19 protein-coding genes and 1 pseudogene are annotated in these 25,085 nt (G+C 69.8%); 12 read left to right on the top strand and 8 right to left on the bottom strand.

Features of this window, described 5'->3' with window-relative positions; translation table 11 throughout:
* Positions 1–419 precede the first annotated feature (419 nt).
* A complete protein-coding gene (locus AB0O28_RS04555) occupies positions 420–665 on the bottom strand; it encodes a CHAT domain-containing protein (RefSeq protein ID WP_363636244.1) in 246 nt (81 codons plus the stop codon).
* Between the two features lie 59 nt (positions 666–724).
* Positions 725–1,294, bottom strand: a complete 570-nt coding sequence (locus AB0O28_RS04550) for a TetR/AcrR family transcriptional regulator (protein WP_363636242.1) — start codon at positions 1,292–1,294, stop codon at positions 725–727.
* Between the two features lie 79 nt (positions 1,295–1,373).
* On the opposite strand from AB0O28_RS04550, the gene AB0O28_RS04545 reads away from it, so the two are divergent.
* On the top strand, positions 1,374–2,807 hold the full coding sequence (locus tag AB0O28_RS04545) for a DHA2 family efflux MFS transporter permease subunit (RefSeq protein ID WP_363636240.1): 1,434 nt from the start codon (positions 1,374–1,376) through the stop codon (positions 2,805–2,807).
* A gap of 193 nt (positions 2,808–3,000) precedes the next feature.
* Entirely contained in the window at positions 3,001–3,324 is a 324-nt protein-coding gene (locus AB0O28_RS04540; protein WP_363636238.1) for a hypothetical protein, read from the top strand.
* Positions 3,325–3,617: 293 nt separating this feature from the next.
* Here AB0O28_RS04540 and AB0O28_RS04535 read toward each other — a convergent pair whose 3' ends face one another.
* From AB0O28_RS04535 to AB0O28_RS04520, 4 genes are all read right to left on the bottom strand, one after another.
* The gene (locus AB0O28_RS04535) at positions 3,618–6,500 is read right to left on the bottom strand and encodes an immunoglobulin-like domain-containing protein (RefSeq protein ID WP_363636236.1); all 2,883 of its coding nucleotides are present in this window, start codon (positions 6,498–6,500) and stop codon (positions 3,618–3,620) included.
* A 730-nt stretch (positions 6,501–7,230) separates the two neighbouring features.
* The gene (locus AB0O28_RS04530; protein WP_363636234.1) at positions 7,231–7,899 is read right to left on the bottom strand and encodes a hypothetical protein; all 669 of its coding nucleotides are present in this window, start codon (positions 7,897–7,899) and stop codon (positions 7,231–7,233) included.
* 37 nt (positions 7,900–7,936) lie between these two features.
* Positions 7,937–8,827 carry a hypothetical protein gene (locus tag AB0O28_RS04525; RefSeq protein WP_363636232.1) on the bottom strand — a complete coding sequence of 297 codons (891 nt, stop codon included), beginning with the start codon at positions 8,825–8,827 and terminating at the stop codon, positions 7,937–7,939.
* Entirely contained in the window at positions 8,827–10,470 is a 1,644-nt protein-coding gene (locus AB0O28_RS04520) for a hypothetical protein (protein WP_363636230.1), read from the bottom strand. The genes AB0O28_RS04525 and AB0O28_RS04520 overlap by 1 nt, the downstream gene beginning before the upstream one ends.
* 45 nt (positions 10,471–10,515) lie before the next feature.
* Here AB0O28_RS04520 and AB0O28_RS04515 point away from each other — a divergent pair.
* A pseudogene (locus AB0O28_RS04515) lies at positions 10,516–11,043 on the top strand (NUDIX hydrolase); the annotation flags it as partial.
* A gap of 253 nt (positions 11,044–11,296) precedes the next feature.
* Here AB0O28_RS04515 and AB0O28_RS04510 read toward each other — a convergent pair.
* Positions 11,297–12,262, bottom strand: a complete 966-nt coding sequence (locus tag AB0O28_RS04510; protein ID WP_363636228.1) for a 2-dehydropantoate 2-reductase N-terminal domain-containing protein — start codon at positions 12,260–12,262, stop codon at positions 11,297–11,299.
* A gap of 90 nt (positions 12,263–12,352) precedes the next feature.
* Here AB0O28_RS04510 and AB0O28_RS04505 point away from each other — a divergent pair, with 90 nt between their 5' ends.
* The 9 genes from AB0O28_RS04505 (at position 12,353) to AB0O28_RS04465 (ending at position 20,645) form a co-directional block, all read left to right on the top strand.
* Positions 12,353–12,922: a TetR/AcrR family transcriptional regulator gene (locus AB0O28_RS04505; protein ID WP_363636226.1), complete on the top strand. Its 570-nt coding sequence runs from the start codon at positions 12,353–12,355 to the stop codon at positions 12,920–12,922.
* 248 nt (positions 12,923–13,170) lie between these two features.
* Positions 13,171–15,939 carry a LuxR family transcriptional regulator gene (locus tag AB0O28_RS04500; RefSeq protein ID WP_363636224.1) on the top strand — a complete coding sequence of 923 codons (2,769 nt, stop codon included), beginning with the start codon at positions 13,171–13,173 and terminating at the stop codon, positions 15,937–15,939.
* A gap of 91 nt (positions 15,940–16,030) precedes the next feature.
* On the top strand, positions 16,031–16,246 hold the full coding sequence (locus AB0O28_RS04495; RefSeq protein WP_363636222.1) for a hypothetical protein: 216 nt from the start codon (positions 16,031–16,033) through the stop codon (positions 16,244–16,246).
* A complete protein-coding gene (locus tag AB0O28_RS04490) occupies positions 16,243–16,566 on the top strand; it encodes a putative quinol monooxygenase (RefSeq protein ID WP_363636220.1) in 324 nt (107 codons plus the stop codon). Before AB0O28_RS04495 ends, AB0O28_RS04490 begins: the two co-directional genes overlap by 4 nt.
* 121 nt (positions 16,567–16,687) lie before the next feature.
* Positions 16,688–17,380, top strand: a complete 693-nt coding sequence (locus AB0O28_RS04485) for an SDR family NAD(P)-dependent oxidoreductase (protein ID WP_363636218.1) — start codon at positions 16,688–16,690, stop codon at positions 17,378–17,380.
* 171 nt (positions 17,381–17,551) lie between these two features.
* Positions 17,552–17,965, top strand: coding sequence for a helix-turn-helix transcriptional regulator (locus AB0O28_RS04480; RefSeq protein WP_363636216.1), 414 nt, complete (start codon positions 17,552–17,554; stop codon positions 17,963–17,965).
* A 9-nt stretch (positions 17,966–17,974) separates the two neighbouring features.
* On the top strand, positions 17,975–18,772 hold the full coding sequence (gene modA, locus AB0O28_RS04475; protein ID WP_363636214.1) for a molybdate ABC transporter substrate-binding protein: 798 nt from the start codon (positions 17,975–17,977) through the stop codon (positions 18,770–18,772).
* Positions 18,773–18,777: 5 nt separating this feature from the next.
* Entirely contained in the window at positions 18,778–19,608 is an 831-nt protein-coding gene (locus tag AB0O28_RS04470) for an ABC transporter permease (RefSeq protein WP_363636212.1), read from the top strand.
* Positions 19,605–20,645, top strand: coding sequence for an ABC transporter ATP-binding protein (locus AB0O28_RS04465; RefSeq protein WP_363637236.1), 1,041 nt, complete (start codon positions 19,605–19,607; stop codon positions 20,643–20,645). Before AB0O28_RS04470 ends, AB0O28_RS04465 begins: the two co-directional genes overlap by 4 nt.
* A gap of 48 nt (positions 20,646–20,693) precedes the next feature.
* On the opposite strand, the gene AB0O28_RS04460 is transcribed toward AB0O28_RS04465, so the two are convergent.
* Positions 20,694–24,902: a bifunctional nitrate reductase/sulfite reductase flavoprotein subunit alpha gene (locus AB0O28_RS04460; protein WP_363636210.1), complete on the bottom strand. Its 4,209-nt coding sequence runs from the start codon at positions 24,900–24,902 to the stop codon at positions 20,694–20,696.
* Positions 24,903–25,085 lie beyond the last annotated feature (183 nt).

Below are 25,085 nucleotides of genomic sequence, written 5' to 3'. Positions count from 1 at the left end.
GTGGAAGTGGCGGATGAGCGGCTGGATGTCGCCTACTGCCGGTACGCCGGTGGATTCGGCGCGCCGAGCGGTCGGTGGGCGCAGATGCCCTGGTTGGCAACCTGTGGCAGGTAGTGTGCCCACTCTTGCCGGATAACCGTCCGCCCGACCCGCGCACACCTGCCGCGCGACGAGCTCACCTGTGAAACTCTCTTCAGCGACGACCAAACCGATTGGAAGGCCGGCGAAGTGCCTCCGCACGGCGCACCATGGACATTGCCGCCGACCCCGAGGAAACGGCGTGAGCATGTCAGCGGCAGATTCCCGCCTAGTCGTCATTCACCCGTCACAGCTCGCGGGGACGGTGCTTCCTGTGGGCCCCGGACGCCGCTTGCCTGGCCGCGGGCGTGCCGTCGATCTGCGACTCGACGACCCCCATCTCAGTTCCATCCACGCCGCGCGTCGCCGTCGGGGCAACGTACTGCGCCGATGCACACGAAGCCGGCCGCTGCGGCGGCCGTCCGGGGGTCGTCGCCCCGAACGGCCCGCTGGGCCTCGGCGAGGGCGGCGGCGGGCGGGCGCCCGGCGGCCAGCCGTTCGTGGAAGGCCACCATGACGGGGGTCGTCGCCGCCGTTTTGAACATCTCGTTCAACGAGCCGCTCTGAGTGTGTCTGAAAGTGTCCACCGGCACTTACCTCCACCTACCACGAGGTGGGCGTGGGCGAGGGGCTGAGCCGGGCTCGATCAGGCGAGCAACCGATCGACCAGCCCGTCGAGGTAGTCAGGGGTGAGCGGAACCGCGCCGAACAGGACCCGCATGTATATCGGCGCCAGGAGATGGTCCAGCACCTCCAGTGCCTCAGGCGGGTCCTCGCCGCGGGCGCGGGCGCGGGCGAGCATGGCCTGCAACTGCCTGGTGCGCTCGGCCAGGAGTTCGTCGCGCGCCTGAAGGCCCTGCTGACCCTCGCCTGTCAGCGAGACGGTCAGCCGCACCAACGCCAGGCCGTCGGGTCCGGTGACCTCGCGGGCCACGATGGCGGCGTAGGTGCGCAGGTCGCCGGCCAGGCTGCCGGTGTCGGGCATCGGCGCCTGTGCGTTGAGCCGGGTCAGCAGCACATCGCCGAGCAGGGCCTGGAGGTTGCCCCAGCGGCGGTAGAGGCTGGTGTCGGCCACGCCCGCACGGGCCGCGATGTCGCCGATGGTGAAGTTTCCGTAGCCGCGCTCGCTGACCAGATCGGTAACGGCCTGGTGCACTGCCGCGCGGACCCGGGCGCTGCGCCCGCCGGGCCGCCTGGCTCGCCCCTGCTCATCCATGCTCTCACCTTAACGCAGTCGAGACTTGCGTTAGAGTCTCTCTAAACGCAGTTGCCAACTGCTTTTAGAGAGGATGTATGTGAAAGCGTTGCTCACCCTGACCTGCGCAGGTCAGTTCATGGTGCTGCTCGACAACACGATCGTCGGCGCCGCCCTGCCCGACATGCAGGAGCGGCTTCACACCGGGCTGACCGGCCTGCAGTGGATCGTCGACGCCTACGTGCTGCTGGTGGCCATGCTGCTGCTGTCGGGCGGCGTCTTCGCCGACCGGTTCGGCCGCAGGCGGGTGTTCCTGGCCGGGGTGGTGGTGTTCACGGCCGCGTCGGTGGTGTGTTCGCTCGCGCCCTCGATCGGCTGGCTGATCGCCGGGCGGGTGCTGCAGGGCGTCGGGGCCGCGGCGCTGAGCCCCGCCTCACTGGCACTGCTCGCCGCCGCGTACCCCGCTCCGAGGGAGCGCGTCAGAGCGATCGGGTTGTGGGCCGGGTTCAGCGGCATCGGCCTGGCCGCCGGACCGCTGGCGGGCGGGATCCTGGTGGAGTCCTTCGGCTGGCCCGCCATTTTCCTGGTCAACGTGCCCATCGGGGCGGTCCTGCTACTGGCCGGGCTGCGCGTGCTGGGAGAGTCCCGCAACCCTGGCGCACCGCCGATCGACGTCCCCGGCACAGTCCTGTCCGTCGCGGGCGTGGGCGCTGTCACCTACGGCCTGATCGAGGGCGGGTCCCGAGGGTGGACCTCGCCGGTGATCCTGGGCAGCTTCGCCGCCGGGCTGGTGTTCCTGTCCGCGTTCGTCGTGGTCGAGGGTCGTGTGCCGACGCCGATGCTGCCGCTGCGGCTGTTTCGTCAGCGGCTGTTCACGGTGTCCAACACGGCGATGGTCGTGGTCGGGTTCGCGCTGATGGGTTCGTCGTTCTTCTTCTCCCAGTTCTTCGTCTACGTTCAGGGCACTTCGATCCTGGTCGCCGGGCTACGGACCCTGCCCGTCTCGCTGGCCATGGTGATCGTCAGCCCGTACGCGGGCCGGTACGCGGCCAGGTACGGCTTCCGCGCCGTCGTCGGCATCGGCCTGGCCCTGGCCGGGCTGGGGCTGCTGGCGCTGGGCTTCGTCCACGCCGATACCGGCTACGGCAACGTGTGGTGGCGGCTGGCGGTCGTCGGCATCGGGTTCGCTCTCACCATGTCGCCGCTGACCGGGGCCGCCATCCAGGCGGTCGGTCCGCAGGAGGGCGGCCTCGCCTCGGGCGTCAGCAGCACCACCCGGCAGATCGGCGCGGTGCTCGGCGTGGCGGTCCTCGGGGCGATCGTGCACGCGCGGGAGTCCGGCGGCGCCTCCTTCGAATCCGGCCTCAACAGCGCCTTCCTCGCGGCCGGTGCCGCGACGCTGGCCTGCGCCGTGTTCACCGGCCTGTGGCTGACCACGGCCCGGACGCCGAGGGACGTCCGGGCCGCACAGTCAGGAGGCCGAGCAGTCAGTGAGCCGCTGCTGACGGCTCCTCCCAGCCGGCTAACGTCTTGAGCCGCCCGGCGTAAATCTGCTGGGTCATTCGCAGTCCTTCGGTGCCGTAGAAACGCCCCGAAGCGGCGGGTCGCCGGGGTCTGCTGAGGGAGTCGGGTGAGCTCGCCGGCCCGCCACCTGCCGGCTACCGCACCGTCAACTTCTGGTAGTCGGCGGCGTGGGGCTGGTAGGTCGGGTTGCCGGAGTAGGCAACGTGGACCGGGTAGACCCCGAGCTGCAGATCGGGGTCTCGAACCCGTCGGCCGCCTTGACTGCGGCGGTGGCCGTGGTCGTCTGGGCCCCGCTCGCGTACGGCTCGACAGCCACCTTCGTGGTGGTCGTGACGTCGCTGTTCGGGATCTTGCGGATGTCGTTCCACTCGCGGAGGGTGAGCGGGATCACGGTGCCGTGGCGCGGACGGACGACGCCCGCGTTGGTCATCGTGAGCGGCTTGGCGTTCCAGGTCGGAGCCTCGATGTTGTCGTGGCACGCGGCCTGGTATCCACCGCCGTTGGTGTACCGGTCACCCCAGAGGTAGAACTGGCCGGGCCAGGAGGTGTCACCGGGGTTGGCCTTGAAGATGATCGGCCCTTCGTACCCCTGGTTGGCGACCCACGTCCGAGTTCCAGCGACGCGGCATGATCGGGAGCTTTGCGGATGCCTGCGACGCCGCTCTGCTGCGACGCGCCATGGGGGATCGTCGCGACCCGGTGATCGGTGTGGATTGTTCCGGTCACCGGGTCTTCATGCGACATCGATCTAGGGGGACGGGGCCGACCGGTACGCGACCGGCCCTGGTTCAGTAGCGGGAATGCGCCGTGGCCGGTCGGGTTAGGCGCAGTTGATGGCGGTGTAGGAGGGGTTGTAGGTCGAGGTGACCTGCCGGCCATCGATCGTCGCGGTCGCCGTCACGGTCGCCGTGCCCGTGGCGATCTGCCCGGCCCTGGTGTTGAAGGACTGGTAGGCCTGCTTGCCTTGGGCGACGCCGGCCACGGCCTTCGAACCGTAGGGGGTGGTCAGCGTCACGTTCGCCGGCACGGCGGCGTTGTTGACCGCGGTCACGGCCACGTACGCCGTGGTGCCCACGCAGCGGGCGGTGGCGGTCACGGTCAGCGCGAGCTCCGGAGCGACCGGCACCGTGAATGACGCCGCAGCTTCCGACGCCTTCAGGTAGTCGACGCCGAGGTACTCGGCCTTGAGCGTCTGGGCACCCGCGGGCAGACCCGCCGGCAGCGTGACCGTGGCGGCGCCGTCCTTCAGGTAGGCGGTCTTCGACCACGAGCCGATGCTGAACCGCACCTGACCGCCGGTCTCGAACCCGTCGGCCGCCTTGACTGTGGCGGTGGCCGTGGTCGTCTGGGCCCCGCTCGCGTACGGCTCGACAGCCACCTTCGTGGTGGTCGTGACGTCGCTGTTCGGGATCTTGCGGATGTCGTTCCACTCGCGGAGGGTGAGCGGGATCACGGTGCCGTGGCGCGGACGGACGACGCCCGCGTTGGTCATCGTGAGCGGCTTGGCGTTCCAGGTCGGAGCCTCGATGTTGTCGTGGCACGCGGCCTGGTATCCACCGCCGTTGGTGTACCGGTCACCCCAGAGGTAGAACTGGCCGGGGCAGGAGGTGTCACGAGGGTTGGCCTTGAAGATGATCGGTCCTTCGTACCCCTGGTTGGCGACCCACGTCGTGCGCCCCAGCGCCGGAGCGACCAACGTCCAGTTGTTGATGTTGCTGTCCAGGAAGTCGGTGTGCTTCTCCGAGAAGATGTCGGAGCCCTGGTTGCCGGCCTCGTTCTTGGTCACGCGGTAGTAGTGGTCACCGACCCGGATCGCGGTCGTGTCGATCCGCGACAGAGGGGCCGGGTTCTGCCAGACCTTGGGAGCGGAGAACGTCTGGAAGTCGCGCGTCGTGGTGTACCACATCTGCGCGTTCCCCTGACCGGTGCGGTTCACGGGGTCGTTCCACAGCGACTGTGCCCAGAACACGGCGTAGGCGCCGATCTCCTCGACCCACAGCGATTCGGGTGCGAAGGCGTTGCCCGCGTTGTCGGGCGCGACTTTCACGTGCCGCTGAGGAGTCCAGTGCACGAGGTCGTGCGACTCGAACACCTCGATGTACTGGGTGTCGTTGATGGCGTATCCGCCCTGGTCATACCAGTTCAGGTCGGTGGCGATCATGTAGAACGTGTCGCCGTCGGGGGAGCGGACGATGTGCGGGTCACGAAGGCCCTGGTCGCCCAGCTGGGAGATGAGGGAGGGCCGGCCTCCGGTCAGACCGGTCCAGTCCAGAGCGGTGTTTCCGTTGGACGTCGCGAACATGATCTGCTCGCCGTCGGCGATCCCCTCGCCCTTGAAATACCCCAGGAAGTACCGCTCGTACTCCTCGGAACGGGGCATGGCGGTGATGGTCACCGGGAACGACTTCGTCTTCGAGGCCGAGCCCTTGGTGATGGTCGCCGTCAGGACGGCCTCGACATCCGCACGGCCGAAGGCCGGGCGGGTCACCTTACCCGTCGGGGTGACGAGGTCGGAGGTCGACTTCCAGGTGATCGTGGATCCGAATTCGCCGGTGGCAGGAAGGTTGATGTTTCCGCGCACGTCGTCGGTGGCGTAAAGGGTCAGGTCGAACGTGTCACGGTCGACCGCCTGCGCGTCGTCGAACTGGGCCTTCACCACAATGGGGATCTCCCGTGTGGTGACCTCTTGGGCGCCCTTGCGGACAGTCGCCGTGAGCGTGGCTGTCGCGTCGGGCTGCCCCTGCGCGGGCCGGGTGATCTTGCCGGTCACCGCGACCTTGCGTGCGCTGGCGACGGCTGGCGGGGTGTAGACCTCGACGACCGACGGGTCCGAACTCGTCCACGTGATGGTCGAGCCCGCCACGGAGCCCACCTTGGGCAGAACGATGTCGCGTACGATCGCACTGGTCAGGCCGAGGTCGATGGCGGCGGCGTCGGCGTGAACGCCGTTGGAGACGGTCTTTTTCGCCAGGGCGCGTGTCTCGTCGAGGCTCACCGCCCGGTCGTAGACCCGGAAGTCCCGAATCGTTCCGCGGAATGAGTAGTTGCCCGACGTCTGCGAGCGAGCGAGGAAGTTGCAGTTGGTCCCCGCGGCGTTCACCGACGGCGGCGTGGTCAGGTTCGTTGCCGTCGCGTGCTGCACGCCGTCGAGGTAAAGCGTGCCGGTCCAGCTCGTGCCGTTCGGGTTCAGCGACTGCGTGTAAGTGACGTGCGTCCAGGCTCCCTCGGTCATCCGGACGCGGTTCTGCTGGAGGTTCGCCGAACCCACCGCGACGCGGAACCGCTGGGTGTTCGACGCGAAGATGGAGCCCTGGGCGCCGGTGTCGACGTCGCACGAGCCCGACTTCGCGCCGAAGCCCCACATCTGGTGGTCGCCGACGTTCGCCGGGTCGATCCACACGTCATAGTCGACGGTGAGGTTCGACATGCCGGCGGTGATGTTGTTCGGCAGCGCCACGTACGCACCGTCGAGGGCGCCCTCGTAGGAGTCGGGGTTGAACCTGACTCCATCGCCGGTCAAGGTCGCCTTCTCCGGATGCACGAGCGTGGCGTTCGCCGCCGAGCCCGCGCTACCCGAGTTGACCAGCGTCGTCCCCCCGGTCTCGTCGAGGGCGAAGTGGTGCACCAGACCCTCGTTGAGCTCGTCCTCGGCAGCGTGCGAGGGCGTCGCCGCGAACGAGACCGAGACAAGCGCACCCAGCACCAGGCCCGCGACACCTCTACCCTTGCGACTCAGCCTGTGGCGCGACCTTTGCTGTCGCCCTCTCAATTGATCCTCCTTGATACGGTCGCTGTGGACACGTGGGGCACGGCCTCGTTCGAGGCGGGGCCGACCGCAGGCGCGGGAGAGGCGAAGCCCGAAAGGGTGGTCAGCGTGCCGGCGAGGCCCAGTGTGATCAGGCCTGGTCGAGCGCTCCGACGAGTCGAGGGCAGCACAGACAAAGGTTCACCTCGCTGTGAGATGTGGGGGGTGGCGTTAACTGGGGGGATGGGGCTATATGTCGCAGGTGTCCGGGTCTTGAGTGCAGACCCTAACCTCCAGCCCCAGTGAAAGATAGCGCTAACATGAGTAAACTTTGCCAGTGGACTGAAGAAAGCTATGCGAGGGCTGGATAAAGGTCTCACGCGAAGCTGGTTGCCGGCCGCCTGTTGCTCGCCGCGTCACCTGCTCAGGCCGGCGCAGACGGCCGGAGCGACGAGTGGAACGGCGTCGGACGGGTCACGATAAGCAGGGACCGCCAGCACATCGAGGTATGCCATCTCCGCCGCGACGACGTGACGTTTCACGTAGCGAGCCGGCCGGAACCCGGTGGGGCACCGCACCCGGCCGGCTCAACCGGTATCTTCGCGCGAGCCGGGCGTAGACCCGGCCTGCGACGACTGGATCGACAGCGCCATCCCGGCCGTCCTCGCACAGTCTCGGCCGGTTCGTTCTAGGGGGATCGCTTCGACGGTGCTGGGCGGCTGTGCTCCCACGCGGTCGTGAAGAGGAGGAGCGCGTAGTCGTATATGAGTCCGGGCCGGTGGGCGAGGAGGCAGGGAGAGTTTCGTCCGTGTTCGGACTGTTGGTAGATAGTGAGGTACGCGACGTTGTCGGTGACGATGACGCGGTGCAGGTTGGGCAGGTCGTAGAACCGCAGTGAGACGTGTTCGCGATGCCTGGCTACTTCCGTGACATAGGCGGCGTTGATATGTACTTGCTCGGCGAGTATTCCGGGGGAGAAGCCCAGGTCCACGCGGCGCATCTCGGCTTCCCTGCGAGAGAGCCAGGAGTCGCGGCCGAGGTCGGGGTCGGGCAGGAGAACCTGAATGCTTTCGTAACGACTGCCCGCTGCCTGCCACAGGGCGGCGAATCCATCTCGTGTCAGCTCGTTTCCGCGCCCGGCGAGAACGCGTACCCAGCGAGCGCGGGATAATTCGGCCGCCAGTTCCCGAGAAGCTTGCCGTTGGTGTGGAAAGACACGGCGGACTCCGAGGCCCGTGAGCCGGGACAGGAGCATGACCGGCCACTGGCGGGACCGCGCGGAAAAAAGCCATCCGCCGATGACGGTGATCGCGGTCGCGGGCAGAGAACTGACCACGCCCAGCGTGAACGCATCCACGTTCGTCTCCTTATGGCCGGTTGGGAGGAGGCGCGTGTCAGCGCCCGTCGACCGCCAGGTAGGGGAGCAGGCTGCACAGGACCATTGCCGCACGGTATGCGGCGTGACCCTGTTCGGCATCGTCCTTCCGTCGGCTGGCGTCGTCGGAGATCCCACGTATGACGGCCCAGCCGTTGACGACGTCGGGCCCGTCTTGCTCGTGGAACGCCTGCATGAGGCCGCCGGCCTCCATGTCCACGGCGAGGATCTTGTCGTTGAACGCCTTCAGATATTTGATGATCTCCGATTCGGCATCGGCGATCACCGCGTCGCCCGAGCCGATCGGCCCGGTGTGCACCCGGTAGTCATGAACGGCGCCGTCGTCGCCGGTGCTCACGAGATGGGCAGGCTCGCCGTGGTCGGTGAAGTAGGAGTTGACGGCGTGGCTGACGGCGGCGGGCGCCTCCTTCTCCTCGCCTCTGTGCCGCCGCCCGTCGGGTGTTTCCTTGCGGAGGTCGTAGTAGACGACCTGGGTGGCCACCACGACGTCGCCGATCGGGAGTTCGGGGTCGATGGCACCGGCGATCCCGGTCAGTACGACGACCGCCGGCTTGTAGTGCCGCCGGAGATGGTCGAAGGCCATGACGGTCGACCGCTGTCCCTGGGCCAGGGCGCGGATCGCGGCGACCCGGATGACGTCGCCCCGGGCGTCCACTTCTCCTTCCCAGAAGGGGAGCCCGCCTGACGGGGCCCGGTGCAGGCCCAGCACGCGGTGGACGGCTGTGGCCTCGTTTCCCTTGACGGTGATCACGCCCACGTCGGCGCGTCCGGCCTGTTCCTGGCCCTTCCCACGGTCCGCCGACAGCATGACCCTCGCTCCGTGTCCGATGGCGGATTGGCTGATCTGGGTGGTTCCGCCGTAGTTCACGACGCCGCTGTTGTCGCGCATCACTGGACTCCATCCAAGGCTGGGGGTTGCTGAGAGGCTCCGCCGGGATCGTCGCGAACATCCGCGCGGACCTGGGAGTTCGTGCCGACGGCCGACTGGTTGATCTCGGTCCTGCCGCCCATGTTGAGCACGCCGGTGTTGATGATGCTCAGTGCCTTCTTCTTGAACGCGGAGGTGTCGATCCCGCGCTTGCCGAGGAAGTCTTCGACCGCCGTCAACAGGCGTTGTTCGATGAGTTTCACGTGGTCGTGAATGATCACCTTGTCGAGCTGTGCGTACTTCCACGGGGTCGACTTGAGTTCCCGAACGCTCAGGCGGGCCCCGATCGCCATCCCGCGCCGTGGCCTGAGCATGCGGTTCTTGCGGGCGCGTACGGCATTCACCAGCAGCACAGGAGCTTCGGCCAGGCGCCCGATTCCGGCGACTTCAGCCGGCATGTTGCAGAATCTGCGCAGGGTGGAGCGAAGCACGGCGATCACGCCGGTCTCGCCGTACCCATCGAGCCGGTGGTACTCGGTGGGGGTGCGGGTCAGCGCGCACGCGGCGAAGTCGAGGCTGAGCGCCCGGCCCTTGACGGTCACCCGGAGGAAGACCGTCGTGACCAGTTCCCCGGTGGCGCCGGCACCGATTTCGAGAAAGTGGTGGACGTCGCCGTAGGGGTTGTCTATGACCCCGTTGATGTGGTGTTCGTCGGGAGGTTCGCGAAGCCACTCGGAAAACGGCTGTACGTCGGCCTCGGCGACGTACAGCCGGTCGTTCATGAAAAAGCCGCGCAGTCCTTTCGGGTCGTGGTCATCGCTCAGCGGCCGCATCGCCTCCCTCAGATGCTCGACCAGCTCGTGAGCCTCGAAAGACGGGGCGGATCGCTCTCGATCACGCATCGGCATGTGCCGATCGGCCTCCGGCTCAGGGTTCGGGCACAGAAGTTGGACGGTGAGCGGGGGAAGCCATCGGTGGACGAGCTCGCCGCTGCCGACGAACGGGCTCTCGCCCTCGTCGATCAGGTCGATGTCGGGCGGCCTCAGGGAGAACTCGTCCCGGTCGCTCTCCTCTTCGGGCGGCGAGGGCCTGCGGTAGACGACATAGGGATGACGTTGCTGGTCGTCGATCGTCTGCTGCCGGCGGCCCAGTCGCCGGGGACGCAGCCCGTCAACCTCGCGCACTCCGTACACGTGATTGAGGCACAACTGCTCGGCCATCCCCCTCCCGGCCACGAAGACGATGATCGGTACGGCGAGCAGCGCGGCCGCATCGATGAGCTCGTCGAACGGAATATGAGAGATTCCGGCTACCAGGGGTGGCGTCAGAGCGAGCACGACGCATCCGACTCCGTTGAGCCGGAGAAGGCGCGTCTGCTGACGCAGCTCGTCCGCTTCGCTTCTCCATCTCGTCCGCTGGAGCCACCTGTCCGCCGCCGCCTTCGCGTGGAGGGGAAGCACCGCCAACGCGGTTTTGGCCAGTGCGCGAGCCTGGTGCCACAGGGTCAGCCAGCAGATGACGGTGACGACGGCGGGCGGGTTGACGCGGAGACCGACGGCGAACGCCGTGAGCACGCCCGCGTGTTGCATGGTCTCCAGAGCCCAGGCCCTCCACGCCTGGTGAACAACGGAGACCAGGTCGAAGCGGTAGGAGGGGGCGATCATGCGTGTGGTGTCGTTGTAGACCTGTTTGGGTCAAGGTGACCTTTAGTGAGCGAGGAGACGGCACTCGATGGCCGCAAGCTCCATCTGGAGCAGCTGCACACCTACAGTGACCCCTCGCGTGACCCCCGTGGCAGGGTCATCACCGCGGCCTACCTGGCCCTCGGCCCGGATCTCCCTCTTCCCGTCGCGGGTACGGACGCGACGGCGGCTCATTGGACACCCGTCGCGGTAGCCCTCGATGAGGGCATGCCGCTGGCGTTCGACCACGCCGCGATCCTGTCTGACGGGCTGGAGAGAGCCAGGACGCAACTCGAGCACACAACGGTGGCTGCCGCCTTCTGCCCCGAGCCTTTCACTGTCGGCGAGCTGCGCCGCATCTACGAAGCGGTGTGGGGCTTCAAGCTCGACCCCAGCAACTTCCGCCGGAAGGTCACGCGAACGGAGGGTTTCCTGAAACCTACCGGCGAGCGGCGCATTCCGGATATCGGGCGTCCTGCGGCGCTCTACCGACGTGGCCCGGCGTCACTCCTGATTCCGCCACTGCTGCGGACCGGGGAAGGATCCTTCCCCTGACCGCGATGTTGCTCCGATCCGTACGGAGACACGCGCCCCACCTTGTTCCATGGGGCGTGCAGGACGGGGAAGGCGCGTTGGTGGTCGAGCCGGGGGGTGCAGGCCGGCCGTGGTCGCCGGGCTGCGTCATCGTGTCGGTGTCCTTCCCTTGAGTGACGATCCCGGCCGCGTGTAGTGCGTACGGGGTGGCCGGTGAGTGCGCGGCGGACCAAGGAACCGCAATGGACCACCGGGACCGACAACATCGGCGAATTCAGCCTCGACTCGTCTCCTCACGTGCGAAGTTCGGCTCCGCCGCTTCCAGTCGCGGTACCGAGATGCCCAACCGTCGTGCTTCGGCCAGGGTGTCCCGGCAGACCTCACGCGGCTCCTCGGCCTCGGGGTCGGAGTGCGCCGCGAAACTCACGCGCAGGGGCGCGACATGAGCAGTCAGCCAGGCGAGCGCGGGGGCCGTCAGCCAGGTGGGCGCACGGAACAGCAGCACAGCGCCCCGGTGACGTCGCAAGTCGACGCCGCGCGCCTCGAGGAGCGGCAGAAGCTCGCGGCCGGCCAGCAGCCCCTCGCGCAGGTCGCGCGTCGCTCCAGCCAATTCGGACAGGGAACCCAGCCGCAGGCCCTGCGAGAACAGGCCGGCATCCGACACGAAATGGACCCACAGCCAGCCGCGGAAGTCAGGCCGCTCCTTGAGCCGGAGCCCGGCCTCGCGAAACGTCTGGCGCACGGCCCGCTCGCGGCCGGTCGGGGGCCCGCCGAGAGTGCCTAAGACGACCGACGGCAGCAGCATCCCACGGAGCACGCCGTCCGCGCCGAAACCGCCACCGGCCTGGGGAAATCCCCAGGCGATCCGGTCGGCAGGAAGTGCGCCGATCGCGGCCGGCGGCTCGGCCCAGATGTTGCCGAAGATCAGCACCGTGGCCTGGCCGACACGCGGGGACAGGAAGGCCGTCGCCTCCGCGAGGCGGTGATGCGGCACGCTGAGCACGATCAGGTCGAAGTCGTGGTCCGGCTCCAGCGCCTCGCGGTAGCGCACCGGCCACCTCTCGACGACGCGCTGCCCCCACACCCGGCGCCGCGTATCGAACAGGTCGAGGTCCACCGCTTCTCCGTACGTCGCGGCCCGGCCCGGCCGGACGTAGAACTCGACGTCATGCCCCGCCTGTTGCAGGACCCAGCCGTAGATGGTGGCGATCACACCTCGGCCGAACATCAGGATCTTCACGCTGCACCTCATGGGGTACGATCGATCTGGAGACAATCTCCACTTTGAAAAATATGGAGATCATCTCCATTTGTCAACGCGAGGGAGCGCATGACCGCCGACAAGCCGCTGCGGGCCGACGCCCAACGCAACCGCGATGTCCTGATCGCCAAGGCGCGAGAGGTCTTCGACGCCGGCGACTTCTTCGACCTACGCTTCGACGACTTCGCGCGCCTGGCGGGGGTGGGCACCGGCACGCTGTACCGCCACTTTCCTACCCGGGAGGCGCTGGCCGAGGCGGTCTACCACGGTGAAGTCGCCGCGCTGTGCGCCCGCGCCCGCCGGCTACAGGCCACGCTGCCCGCGGCGGAGGCTTTGGCGACCTTCCTGCGCGGGATGGTCGCCCACATAGATGCCCACGAGGGCCTGGCCCGGACGCTGGCCACGCTCATGGCCGATCGCTCGGGTGCCCTCGCCGTGGGCAGCCGGGAGCTGGAGCAGGCTGTCACCGACCTGGTGGCCGCCGCCGTGCGGGACGGTGCCGTTCGTGACGACGTGGATGCCGGCGCCGTGATGATGGCGCTGCACGGCATCGGTGCGGCCCACAACCGTCCCGGTTGGCGGGCCGAGGCCGACGATCTCATCACCCTCGTGCTGGACGGCCTGCGCCGCCCGCTGTGACAGGGGGCGACACGAGGTCGCAAGCCGCGAGCGAAGGATCCGGTCGGTGGTACGGCGGCGGCCGCGACAGGGCGGCGCGGCGTCGGGTCTCGGACGTGTGGGGCTGGGCGCAGGACCAGCTCGCGGGAGTGCTGCTTCGCACCCGCCGTCCGTCGGTGAGATACTTCCTGCTCACGCGCGTGGCCGGTCGTTCGGCTGCTCCGCGCGGCAGGACGGGGGACGCGACGGATGCGAGGCGGGCGAAGGCAGTGGCAGGCGGGGGCTTCGACCTGACCGGGCTGGTCGGCCGAGACCACGAGCTCGCCGAGCTCGCGACGTTCCTGGACACGGCCGGGACGGACGGAGCCGCCATCCTGCTCACGGGTGATCCGGGTGTGGGGAAAACGGCGCTCCTGGACGCGACCGCTGAGCTGGCGGTCGCGAAGGGAACCCGAGTCATCCGCGGAAGCGGCGTCGAGTACGAGACGGACATCGGCTTCGCCGGCCTCCACCAGCTCGTCATCCCGCTGTCGCGCGAGCTCGGTCGTCTGCCGCCTCCCATGAGAGAGGCCGTCGAGGTCGCGCTCGGTCTCGGCGCCGGCCCCGCGCCGAGCCGGATCGCCGTCCTGAACGCGGCACTGTCGCTGTTCGGCGAGGCTGCGAGGGAGCAGCCGTTGCTCCTCGTGGTCGACGACCTCCATGTCGTCGACCATGCGAGCCGATCCGCGGTGGGTTTCGTCGCCAGAAGACTGGGCGGTCGCCGCATCGGGCTGCTCGGAGCCCTGCGAGCGGAGTCCAGCGGGTCGTTCCAGCCCACTGGACTGCCAGAGCTCGAGGTTGTGCCGCTCGACGACGCGAATGCGCTGCGGCTGCTGTCTCGGCGCTTCGCTCACCTCCCTCGACGGGTCCTCCTGACAGTGGCGCGAGAAGCACAGGGAAACCCCCTCGCCCTGCTCGAGTTCGCCGGCTCCACCACCGTGTCCGGCGATCGGCACGGCAAGAGGGCGGAATGGGCGAGCGGCCCGGGACGAGATGTCCGTGCCCTGTACGGCGCACGCGTCGCACGACTACCGCACAGAACGCGCGACCTGCTGCTGCTCGCGGCCCTCGAGGGCTCCGGCGACATGCGCGTTCTCGAGGCGGCCGGCGGGCCGGGTGGGATCGAGGGGCTCGCTCCCGCGGAGCGCGACCACCTGGTCAAGGTCGCGGACAACGGCCGCGTCGTGCGCTTCAGGCATCCGCTGGTCAGGTCCGCGGTGGTCGACGGTTCCACCGGTGAGCAGCGGCGCAGTGCGCACCGCCGGCTGGCCGCCGCGCTGGCCGACCAGCCCGAACGTCGCGGCGACCACCTCGCGAAAGCCACTACGGTGCCCGACGAGGCGGTCGCCGCCGTCGTCGAGTCGGCGGCCTGGAGCGGCCTGCGGCGCGGCGATGCCGACGGCGCGACCGCGAGGCTGCGGCGCGCGGCCGAGCTGAGCCCCGACCAGGCGGCCCGCAGGCGCCGCCTGTCGCAGGCCGCCTACGTCGCCGCCTGGGTCGCGGGCCATCTGGAGATCTCGCACGAGATCATGCGCGAGGTGCAGGGCGGCGCGGCGGCCCGATCGCTCTCGGCGGCTGCCGCTGCCGGTTTTCTGGTGCTTGTCACGGAGGGCGACGCCGACACGGCCCACGCGCTCTTGATCAAGGCGATCGAGCAGGCCCCGGTTCCGTCCGAACTGTCGCGCGGCGAGCTGGAGACCGCGCTCTTCACCCTTACGCTCGCCAGCCAGTATTCGGGTCGGCAGGAGCACTGGCGGCCTCTGGCCGACGTGCTCGCCCGGCTCCCCGAAGCGTCGCCCGCCGCCGCGGTGTCGCTGGGGCGCATCCACCACGACCTCGGCTCCGTCACCGACGACATGCTGCGACGCCTGGACGAGGAGATCTCGCGGCTGAGGAGCCAGACCGACGCCGACGTGGTCATCCGCACCGCCCTGGCCGCCTCGTACCTCGATCGGCTCCCGGGCTGCCGTGAGGCCGTGTCCCGGGTCATCCGCGACGGCGGCGCGGTGGGGTCGAGCATGCCGGGCCTGATGTTCCTCGCGCTGGACGATCTGTATGTCGGCCGGTGGCAGTCGTCGGCGGACGCCGCGGCCGAGCTCATCGCGCTGTGCGAGGAGACGGGATACCGCCTGTTCGGCCAGGTGGGGCACTACGTCGCTGCGATGGCCGCGGCCCAGCGCGGCGACCTCGACGTGTGCCGTGACCACTGCGAGGACATCTGGGGCTGGTCGGGGCCCAGAGGCCTGCGGCGGCTGGAGAACTGCGCCCACCAGGCGGCGGCCAGGGCGGCCCTCGGTGCCGCCGACTTCGAGACGGCCTTCCGGCATGCCACGGCGATCTGCGCACCCGGTGTGCTGCCGCCCTTCAACCCCGAGGCCGTGTGGTCCGCGCCGGACCTCGTCGAGGCGGCCGTACGCTCCGGGCGGCACGCGGAGGCACGACGGCACGCGGACGCGTTGCGTGACGCCGGTGTCGGCCGCCTGTCGTCGCGACTCGCACTGAGCTCGGCCACGGCCACGGCGATGACATCGGCTCCCGAGGTGATGGCCCGGTGCTTCGAGGAGGCGCTCGGGCTGCCGGGCATCGAGCAGTGGCCCTTCGAGGTCGGCCGTGCTCATCTGGCGTACGGCGAGAGGTTGCGCCGTCAAGGACTCAACCGTGACGCCCGGGAGCAGCTGGCTACTGCCCGGAGCCGCTTCCAAGAGCTCGGGGCCCGCTCGTGGGAGGCCCGGGCGGCGGCGGAGCTCCGCGCCACCGGCATGACGCGGAGTGCCCGGGGCACGGCCGGCGCGATCCTCACCCCTCAGGAGCTGGAGGTCGCAAGGCTGGCAGCGGCGGGATTGTCGAACCCGCAGATCGCCTCGCGTCTGTTCCTTTCGCCGCGGACCGTGTCGTCACATCTCTACCGGGTGTTTCCGAAGCTGGGGATCACGTCACGTGCCGCGCTCCGCGACGCTCTCGAGGCGCTGCCTCCCCAGCCTCGGGCCGACCGGTTGTGAGGCATGCCGGCCGGGTCACTGTGCCGCCCCGGCCCTGACGTAAGCAACCCGCCGGCCGGATGTCAGTCAGCTGACGGAGGCTGTCGGCAGGGTGACCGAGGCATCCTCGTGGGGACATCGAATCCGCCCGGCGCTCGGGCGAGACCACGAGGAGCACACCACGCCCTTCGGCGCCACCGACGACGGCGTCGCGATCCAGACGGAATGCAACCCGGGAGGGCTGCCGATCGAGGTCTTCGACGGGTTCCGCAAGCGCGTGGCCACCGACCGCTCCCAGTTGTCCCGCAACGAAAAGGAGTCACCATGACCGCGACACCCAACGGCTATGTGACCGTCATCTGGGAAACGAAGGCGAAAGCGGGCAAGGAGGCCGACCTCAAGGCATTCATCACCGCAGCCGTCACCCCCTCCCGCGGCGACGCGGGCAACATCGACTACGAGGCGCACGAAGTCGAGGGCCGGCCCGGCTCGTTCGTCATCTACGAACGCTGGGAGACACGCGCCCATCTCGACGCTCACCTCGGCGCACCCCGGATGCGGGAACTCGTCCCGCGGATGCTCGAACTGATCGAAGGATCCATCGAGGACGGCATCCGCTTGCTGCGCCCCTTCCGCCCCTCCCACTAGAGCAGAACGCCCTTGTAGTGAGCCGGCGACGACGAGCTGCAAGACCGCGAACGCCGCAGGTGCCCCCGGGTGCTTTGTCCCGCAGGGCACCTGCACCGACCAAATGTCAGGAGAGAGAACAATGACGACCACCTTGATCACCGGCGGCAACAGGGGCCTCGGTTACGAGATGGCGCGCCGCCTCGTCGAGGCAGGCCAGACGGTCTGGATCGGAGCCCGCGACGCCGAGAACGGCCGTAAGGCCGCCGACCGGCTCGGTGCCGGCTTCGTCCAGCTGGACGTGACCGACGACGCGTCGGTCAATGCGGCGGTCGAGACGCTGCGCGCGCAGGCCGGCCACCTGGACGTCCTCATCAACAACGCCGGGATCCTCGGCGAGGTGACCGCACCCGAGGACATGACGGCCGACCAGATCCGCCACGTCTACGAAACCAATGTCTTCGGACTCGTACGCGTCACGCACGCGTTCCTGCCGCTCCTGCGAGCGGCAACCGTCCCCTCCGTCATCAATGTCACCAGTGGTCTCGGGTCGTTCACGCTGACCCATGACCCGGAGCGTGTCGAGTCCCAGTACCCCCTCGCCGCGTACGGCTCGTCGAAGAGCGCGGTCACCATGCTGACCATGCAGTACGCCAAGACGATCACCGACGTCCGCTTCAACGCGGTGGATCCCGGCCAGACCGCGACCGAGTTCACCGGCAACATCGGGCACAGCGTCGAGGAGGGAGCCGAGGCGGCCGTGCGCATCGCCACCCTGGGGCCTGACACGCCCACCGGCACGGTGACCGACCGCACCGGTGTGCTCCCCTGGTGATGCGGCAGGTTCCAGGTCTTCGACCGCAATCGGGGCATCGGCCGGACGGTGGAGGATGGCGCAGATGTTCTCCGATCTCGTGGATGCCATAAGAGAAACGGGGATCGTGCCGCTCTTGCGCGGGGAGAGGGGTATTCGGGCTGGAATATGCGAGAGGTAAGGTGAGGGTCTGTGACGACCTTCCGGATCAGCGAGGCGGCCGCGTTGCTCGGGGTCAGCTCCGACACCGTCCGCCGATGGGTGGACGCGGGCCGGCTGGCCGCCGTACGGGACGAGCACGGCCACCGGCAGGTCAGCGGGGTCGACCTGGCCGCCTTCGCCCGGTCGCAGGTCGAGACGACCGGCGACGGCAGGCGGTCCTCGGCGCGTAACCGCTTCCGGGGGATCGTCACCGAGGTCATCAGGGACGCCGTGATGGCTCAGGTGGAGATCGCCGCCGGGCCGTTCCGGGTCGTGTCGCTGATGAGCCGGCAGGCCGCCGACGAGCTGGGCCTGGAAGCAGGGGTGGTGGCGGTCGCCGTGATCAAGTCCACCAACGTCGTCGTCGAGATCCCCGGCCACGAGCGCGTGGCCGCTACCCCCTGAGGAGCTCCCTTGGTGTTCAGGCGCCTTTCGCAGTGGGCGGTCGCCGTGCCCGTCGCGCTGGTGACCGCCGGGCTGTCCGGTTGCGGCTCGGGCGAACCGGCCACGTCTTCGGCTTCGACAGCGGCGGCCGCCGGGGCGAAGGAGCTGAACGTCTTCGCGGCCGCGTCGCTGACCGGGGCGTTCACCGAGCTCGGCAGGACCTTCGAGGCGGCCCATCCGGGCACGACGGTGAAGTTCAACTTCGGCTCCAGCGCGACGCTGGCCCAGCAGATCGTCCAGGGAGCTCCGGCCGACGTGTTCGCCGCGGCCAGCCCGGCCACGATGAAGACCGTCACCGACGCGTCGCCGGCGAGCGCGCCGACCACCTTCGTGCGCAACAAGCTGGAGATCGCCGTCCCGAAGGACAACCCGGCCAAGGTCGACGAGCTGAAGGACCTGACCGATCCCACGGTGAAGGTGGCGCTGTGCGCCGAGCAGGTGCCGTGCGGGGCGGCGGCCGTCAAGGCGCTGGACGCGGCCGGGCTGAAGGTCACGCCGGTCACGCTGGAGCAGGACGTCAAGGCCACGCTGACCAAGGTCGAGCTGGGCGAGGTGGACGCCGCCCTCGTCTACACGACCGACGTGATCGCCGCGGCGGGCAAGGTGCAGGGCATCGACTTCCCCGAGGCGGACAAAGCCATCAACGACTACCCGATCGCGACCCTGTCGAAGGCCCCCGCCGGTGACCTCGCCAAGCAGTTCGTCGATGTCGTGCTGTCGCAGCAGGGCAAGGACGTGCTGACCAAGGCCGGCTTCGAGTCGCCCTGATCCGCATGACCACCCGTTCAGACACACCCAGCGGCGTGGCCGGACGCCGTGAGGTCTCCGCTCGTCTGCCGTGGATGCTGGTGCTCCCGGCCGTGGCGGGGCTGGCCTTCCTGGTGCTGCCGCTGGCCGGGCTGCTGATCCGGGCGCCCTGGCCGACGCTGCTCCGGCGGCTGGCCGAGCCGCAGGTGCTGGAGGCGTTGCGGCTGTCGCTGGTGTGCGCCACCGCCGCCACGGCCGTCTGCGTGCTGTTCGGGGTGCCGCTGGCCTGGTTGCTGGCCCGGGTGGAGTTCCCGGGCCGGCGGCTGGTGCGGGCGCTGGTGACCGTGCCGCTGGTGCTGCCGCCCGTGGTGGGCGGTGTGGCGTTGCTGCTGGTGCTCGGGCGGCGCGGGCTGATCGGTCAGTGGCTGGAGTCCGCCTTCGGGATCACGCTGCCCTTCACCACTCCCGGGGTGATCGTGGCCGAGGCGTTCGTGGCCATGCCGTTCCTGGTGATCAGCGTGGAGGGGGCGCTGCGCGGCGCGGACCGGCGGTTCGAGGAGGCGGCCGCCACGCTGGGCGCCTCCCGCTGGACCGTCTTCCGGCGGGTCACCCTGCCGCTCATCATGCCCGGCGTCGTTGCCGGGGCGGTGCTGTGCTGGGCGCGGGCGCTCGGCGAGTTCGGCGCCACCATCACCTTCGCCGGCAACTTCCCCGGCACCACCCGGACGATGCCGCTGGCCGTCTATCTGGCGCTGGAGACCGAGCCGGACGCGGCCATCGTGCTCAGCCTGGTCCTGCTGGCCGTCTCCGTGGTCATCCTGGCCAGCCTGCGCGATCGGTGGGTGAACAGTCCATGACCACCGGCGGCCTGCGGGCCACTCTGGTCGTCCGCCGATCCGCCTTCACCCTGGACATCACGCTGGATGTCGCACCGGGCGAGGTCGTCGCGCTGCTCGGGCCGAACGGCGCGGGCAAGACCACCGCGCTGCGCGCCCTGGCCGGGCTGACCCCGATGTCCGGCGGGCACGTCACCCTGGACGGCCGGCCGCTGCATCACCTGGCCCCCGAGCAGCGCCCGGTCGGCATGGTCTTCCAGGACTACCTGCTGTTCCCGCACCTGTCCGCGCTCGACAACGTCGCCTTCGGGCCGCGCTGCCACGGCGTCCCCAAGGCCGAGGCACGCCGCGTCGCCGCGGCCCTGCTGGAACGCGTCGGCCTGGCCGACCGGGCCGCGGCCAAACCCCGTCAGCTGTCCGGCGGTCAGGCGCAGCGCGTCGCCCTCGCCCGGGCGCTGGCCGTACGACCCCGGCTGATGCTGCTGGACGAGCCGCTGGCGGCCCTGGACGCGCACACCCGGCTGGAGATCCGCTCCCGGCTTCGCCGTCATCTGGCCGACTTCGACGGCGCCACCGTGCTGGTCACCCACGACCCGCTGGACGCGATGGTGCTGGCCGACCGGCTGATCGTCATCGAGGCCGGCGGCATCGTCCAGCAGGGCGCCCCCGCCGAGGTCGCCCGCCGCCCGCGCACCGACTACGTCGCGCGCCTCGTCGGGCTCAACCTCTACCGCGGGCTCGGCGACGGGGCCCGGGTCAAGGTCGGCGAACTGCCGCTGCACACCTCCGAACGGCTCGACGGGCCCGCGTTCGTGGCCTTCTCGCCCGCCGCCGTGGCCCTCTACCGGACCCGTCCCGACGGCAGCCCCCGCAACCTCTGGCAGGCCATGATCGACGGCATCGAGAGGCACGGCGACAACGTCCGCGTCCACCTCGACGGCCCGATCACCGCCTTCGCCGACATCACCCCCGCCGCCCTGGCCGACCTCGACCTGAGCCCGGGTCAGCGGATCTGGGCCTCGGTCAAGGCCACCGAGACCCACGCCTATCCGGCGTGAGCGGGCTCCTGGCGGGCGACCGCCACGTGATCGCCGCGATCGCCCGCATCAGTACACGTCGCGCACGTAGCGTTTGGCGGCGGCGAGTTGCTTGACGTAGGCGGCGGCGTCCTCCGCGGTCATGCCGCCGTGCTGGGTCGCGATGTCGCGCAACGTCTGGTCGACGTCCTTGGCCATCCGGCTGGCGTCGCCGCACACGTACACGTGGGCGCCCTCCTGCAGCCACGCCCACAGCCGGCCGCCGTGTTCACGCATGCGGTCCTGGACGTAGACCTTGGTGCGCTGGTCGCGGGAGAAGGCCAGGTCGAGCCGGGTGAGCAGCCCGTCGTCGCGGAACGCGGTCAGCTCGTCACGGTAGTAGAAGTCGGTGGCACGGCGCTGTTCTCCGAAGAAGAGCCAGTTGCGGCCGTGGTGGCCCAGAGCGCGGCGCTCGTCGAGGAAGCCGAGGAAGGGCGCGACGCCGGTGCCGGGACCGACCATGATCATCGGGGCGGCGGGGTCCGAGGGAGGCCGGAAGTGAGTGGTGGGCTGGACGTAGACGGAGACGGGGGCGTCCTGCGGGCTGTCGGCCAGGTACGCCGAGCAGGCGCCGCTCCGTGTGACGCCGCGCGGGTTGGCGAAGCGGACCACCGAGACGGTCAGGCGTATCCGCTCCGGGCTGGTCAAGGGGCTGGAGGAGATGGAGTACATCCGCGGCTGCAGCCTTTTGAGCACGCCGGCCCATTCCTGCGCCGTGGCGCGGACCGGCAGACCGGCGACGACGTCGATGGCCTGGCGGCCCCACGCCCACTTGTCCAGCTCGCCCTTGTTGCCCGGGCGGAGGATGCGGGCCAGGTCACGGTCGTGGCTGCGTTCGGCGACGAACTTCAGCAGGCCGGAGCCGATCCTGGTGATGTCGAGGTGGCGACGCAGGGCCTCGCCGAAGGGCTGGATGCCGAGCCCGGGGAGTTCGACGTCCTCGACGGGGCTGAGACCGGTCACGGCCAGCCATTCCATGACCAGATCGGCTCCGTTGACCGGCACCACGCCGAGGGCGTCTCCGGCCCGGTAGGTCAGTTCCCCGCCGGTGTCGAAGGTGAACCGGCGCACTTCCTTGGCCGAGCCGGGCAGGCTGAGCAGCCGGTTGCCGGAAAGCGTCGCGATGAAAGGGGAGGCTTTGCCGTACCGGCTCGGCGCGGGGGGAGCGGACGGCTCGGCGGGCTCGGCCGCGGCGGGTCCGGGCTCGCGCGCCGCGGGGGCGGCCGCGGCGGCGCCGGACAGGGCGTCGAGGATCTGTTCGAGCCAGCCCAGGGCACGCACGTGCTCGTCGGGTTCGCAGTCCACCCGCGGCACCAGAGGCGTGGCGCCGAGCTCCGCCAGACGCCGGTCGAGCCGGCGCCCGTGCCCGCAGAAGTCGTCGTAGCTGGAGTCGCCGAAGGCGAGCACGGCGTAGCGCATCCCGTCCAGCCGGGGCGCGCCGGCGTCGGAGAGGGCGTCCCAGAAGGCGGTGCCGTTGTCCGGCGCCTCCCCGTCGCCGAATGTGCTGGAGATGACCAGCACGTCCGCGTTCGCGGGTAACGCGGCCGGTGTGCAGTCGGCCATGCTGACCAGCCTGGGGCTGTGGCCGGCCTCGGCGAGGCGGTGGGCGCCGGTCGAGGCGAACTCCTCGGCGTTGCCGGTCTGCGAGGCCCACAGGATGACGATCTCGCGCACGGGTTCCCGGGGCGGCGGTCCCGGCACCGGGGCGGGGGACCGTGAGAAGGCGCCGGCGAGGGCTCCGTTGATCCACAGCGCGTGGTCGGGGTCGATGGGGGCGTGGTCCGGCAGGACGGGGACGCCCGCGCCGGTGAGCGGTGAGAGCGTGAGGCCGGACAGGAACCCGGACAGGTAACGGCGCTCCCGCGCACCGAGGTCCGGCGGGGCCTGCTCGGGCAACCCGAACAGGGCGGACAGCGCCGCCACCGTCGCCACACGGTCCGGCGCGGCGAGGACCTGCGCGCCGGCGGAAATCTGATCACCCGGGGCGGAGCCGGGCGCCTGCGACGCGCCATGCGCGGCGAGGGCCGGGGCGGGTCTCGTGGCCGTCGTTTCGGCGGGGACCTTGGCGAGGGAGACCGCGCACACCTTCAACTCGGGCTGGAACGAGATCGGGTCGACGGCGTCGCTGGTGACGGCGTTGACGCTGAGGTACTCGCCGAACAGGTCGTTCCAGTGGAACGGCGCGAAGCAGTTGCCCGGCATGACCCGGTCCGTGATGACGGCGGGCAGGACGGCCCGGCCACGCCGGGAGGAGACCGCCACCAGGTCGCCGTCGCCGATTCCGTGCTCGGCGGCGTCCTGCGGGCTGATCTCGACGAACGGCCCGGGATTGAGCTTGTTGAGCTTGGCGACCTTGCCGGTCTTGGTCAGGGTGTGCCATTGGTGCTGCAGCCGCCCGGTGTTGAGCACGTACGGGAAGTCGTCGTCGGGCAGTTCGGCGGCGGGCAGGTGCGGGCGTGGGAAGAAGACGGCCCGGCCGTCCGGCGTGGCGAAGGCCAATCGGGCGCCGCCGTCGTCATCGCCGGTGAGCGGCGTGCGGCTGCGGCCGTCGTCGAGGTAGCGGATCGGATTGCGCTCGCCGGAGCCCGGCGCGGCGGGCCACTGCACGGGTGTGCGGCGCAGCCGGTCGTAGGTGACGCCGCGCAGGTCGTATCCGGTGGCCGGGTTCCAGGCCCGCTTGATCTCCTCGAAGATCTCCTCCGCGCTGTCGTACGAGAACGCCTCCTCGAATCCCATCTCGCACGCGACCCTGGCGATGATCAGCCAGTCGGGCAGCGCCTCACCGGCCGGGTCGACGGCCTGCCGGAGCAGGGTGAGATTGCGCTCGGAGTTGATCATCACGCCTTCGGTCTCGGCCCACAGGGCGGCGGGCAGGACCACGTCGGCGTAGGCGTTGGTCTCGGTGGCGGCGAAGACGTCCTGGGTGACGACGAACTCGGCGGCCTCCAGCCCGGCGATGACGGTCTTGCGGTTGGCGACGCTGGCCACGGGGTTGGTGCAGATGATCCAGCACGCCTTGATCTCGCCCTCGGCCATCCGGGAGAACATCTCGATCGTGCCCTGGCCGGCGTCGGTGCGCAGCGTGCCGGGCGCGAGGCCCCACAGGTCCTCGACGAACCGGCGGTCCTCCTCGACCAGGACCGAGCGCTGGCCGGGCAGACCGGGGCCCATGTAGCCCATCTCCCTGCCGCCCATCGCGTTCGGCTGGCCGGTCAGCGAGAACGGCCCGCTGCCGGGACGGCAGATCGCGCCCGTGGCCAGGTGCAGGTTGCACAGGGCGTTGGTGTTCCAGGTGCCGTGGGTGCTCTGGTTGAGTCCCATCGTCCAGCAGCTCATCCACTCGCCGGCCTCCCCGATCCACTGGGCGGCCCGGCGCAGGTCGGCCTCGGGGATGCCGGTGATCTCGGCGACCACGGCCGGCGGGTAGTCGCGCAGGAAGTCCGGCATGGCCTCCCAGCCGCGGGTGTGCTCGGCGATGAACTTCTCGTCGACGTGCTCGTTCTCCACCAGCAGGTGCAGCAGGCCGTTCAGCAGGGCCAGGTCCGTGCCCGGCCGGATCCGCAGGAACAGGTCGGCCTTGTCGGCCGTGGCGGTGCGGCGCGGATCCACCACGATCAGCTTGGCCCCGGCCTTGACCCGGTCCATCAGGCGAAGGAACAGGATGGGATGGCAGTCGGCCATGTTCGCGCCGATGACGAAGAACACCTCGGCGCGGTCGAAGTCCTCGTACGAGCCGGGTGGTCCGTCCGAGCCCAGCGACAGTTTGTAGCCGCTGCCCGCGCTCGCCATGCACAGCCGCGAGTTCGACTCGATCTGGTTGGTGCCGACGAAGCCCTTGGCGAGCTTGTTCGCCAGGTACTGCGCCTCGAGCGTCATCTGCCCGGACACGTAGAACGCCAGGGCGTCGGGTCCGTGCTCGTCCAGGATCGCGCGCAGCCGCCGGGCGGTCGCCGTGATCGCCCGGTCGACGCTCGTCTCCTGCGGCTCCGCGCCCCGGCCGGACCTGGTGAGCGCCCGCTCCAGCCGGCCGGGGGCTGCGAGCATGTCGGCGCTGGTGGCTCCCTTGGTGCACAGACGGCCGGCGTTGGCCGGATGGGCCTTGTCGCCGCCGACCTTGACGACCCGGCGTCGCCCGTCCGCGCCCCGCGCCACATCGAGGACGATCCCGCAGCCGACCCCGCAGTAGGAGCAGACGGTCTTCACCTGAGCGTTGGCGTTGTCCGAGCCTGTCGCCGTCATCGGCCCTTCTCTTCCATGGGGCCGGAACGCCGTCCCCGAGCAGTGGGCGCGCCGCAGCCGCAGCGGGCGGATCCAACGACGACAACGTAAGAATGAGCCGTTACGCGGATGTCACAGGCGCTGACGGCAACCGGTTACATGCGGATCACCGCCGATGCCCCAGCGCAAACCTGTACCGATCGG

This window comes from Microbispora sp. NPDC088329 (genome assembly GCF_040685655.1).
In the GTDB taxonomy this organism is placed as follows: domain Bacteria; phylum Actinomycetota; class Actinomycetes; order Streptosporangiales; family Streptosporangiaceae; genus Microbispora.
Note: the sequence above shows the minus strand (reverse complement) of the source record. Positions and strands in the feature narration are given on the sequence as shown.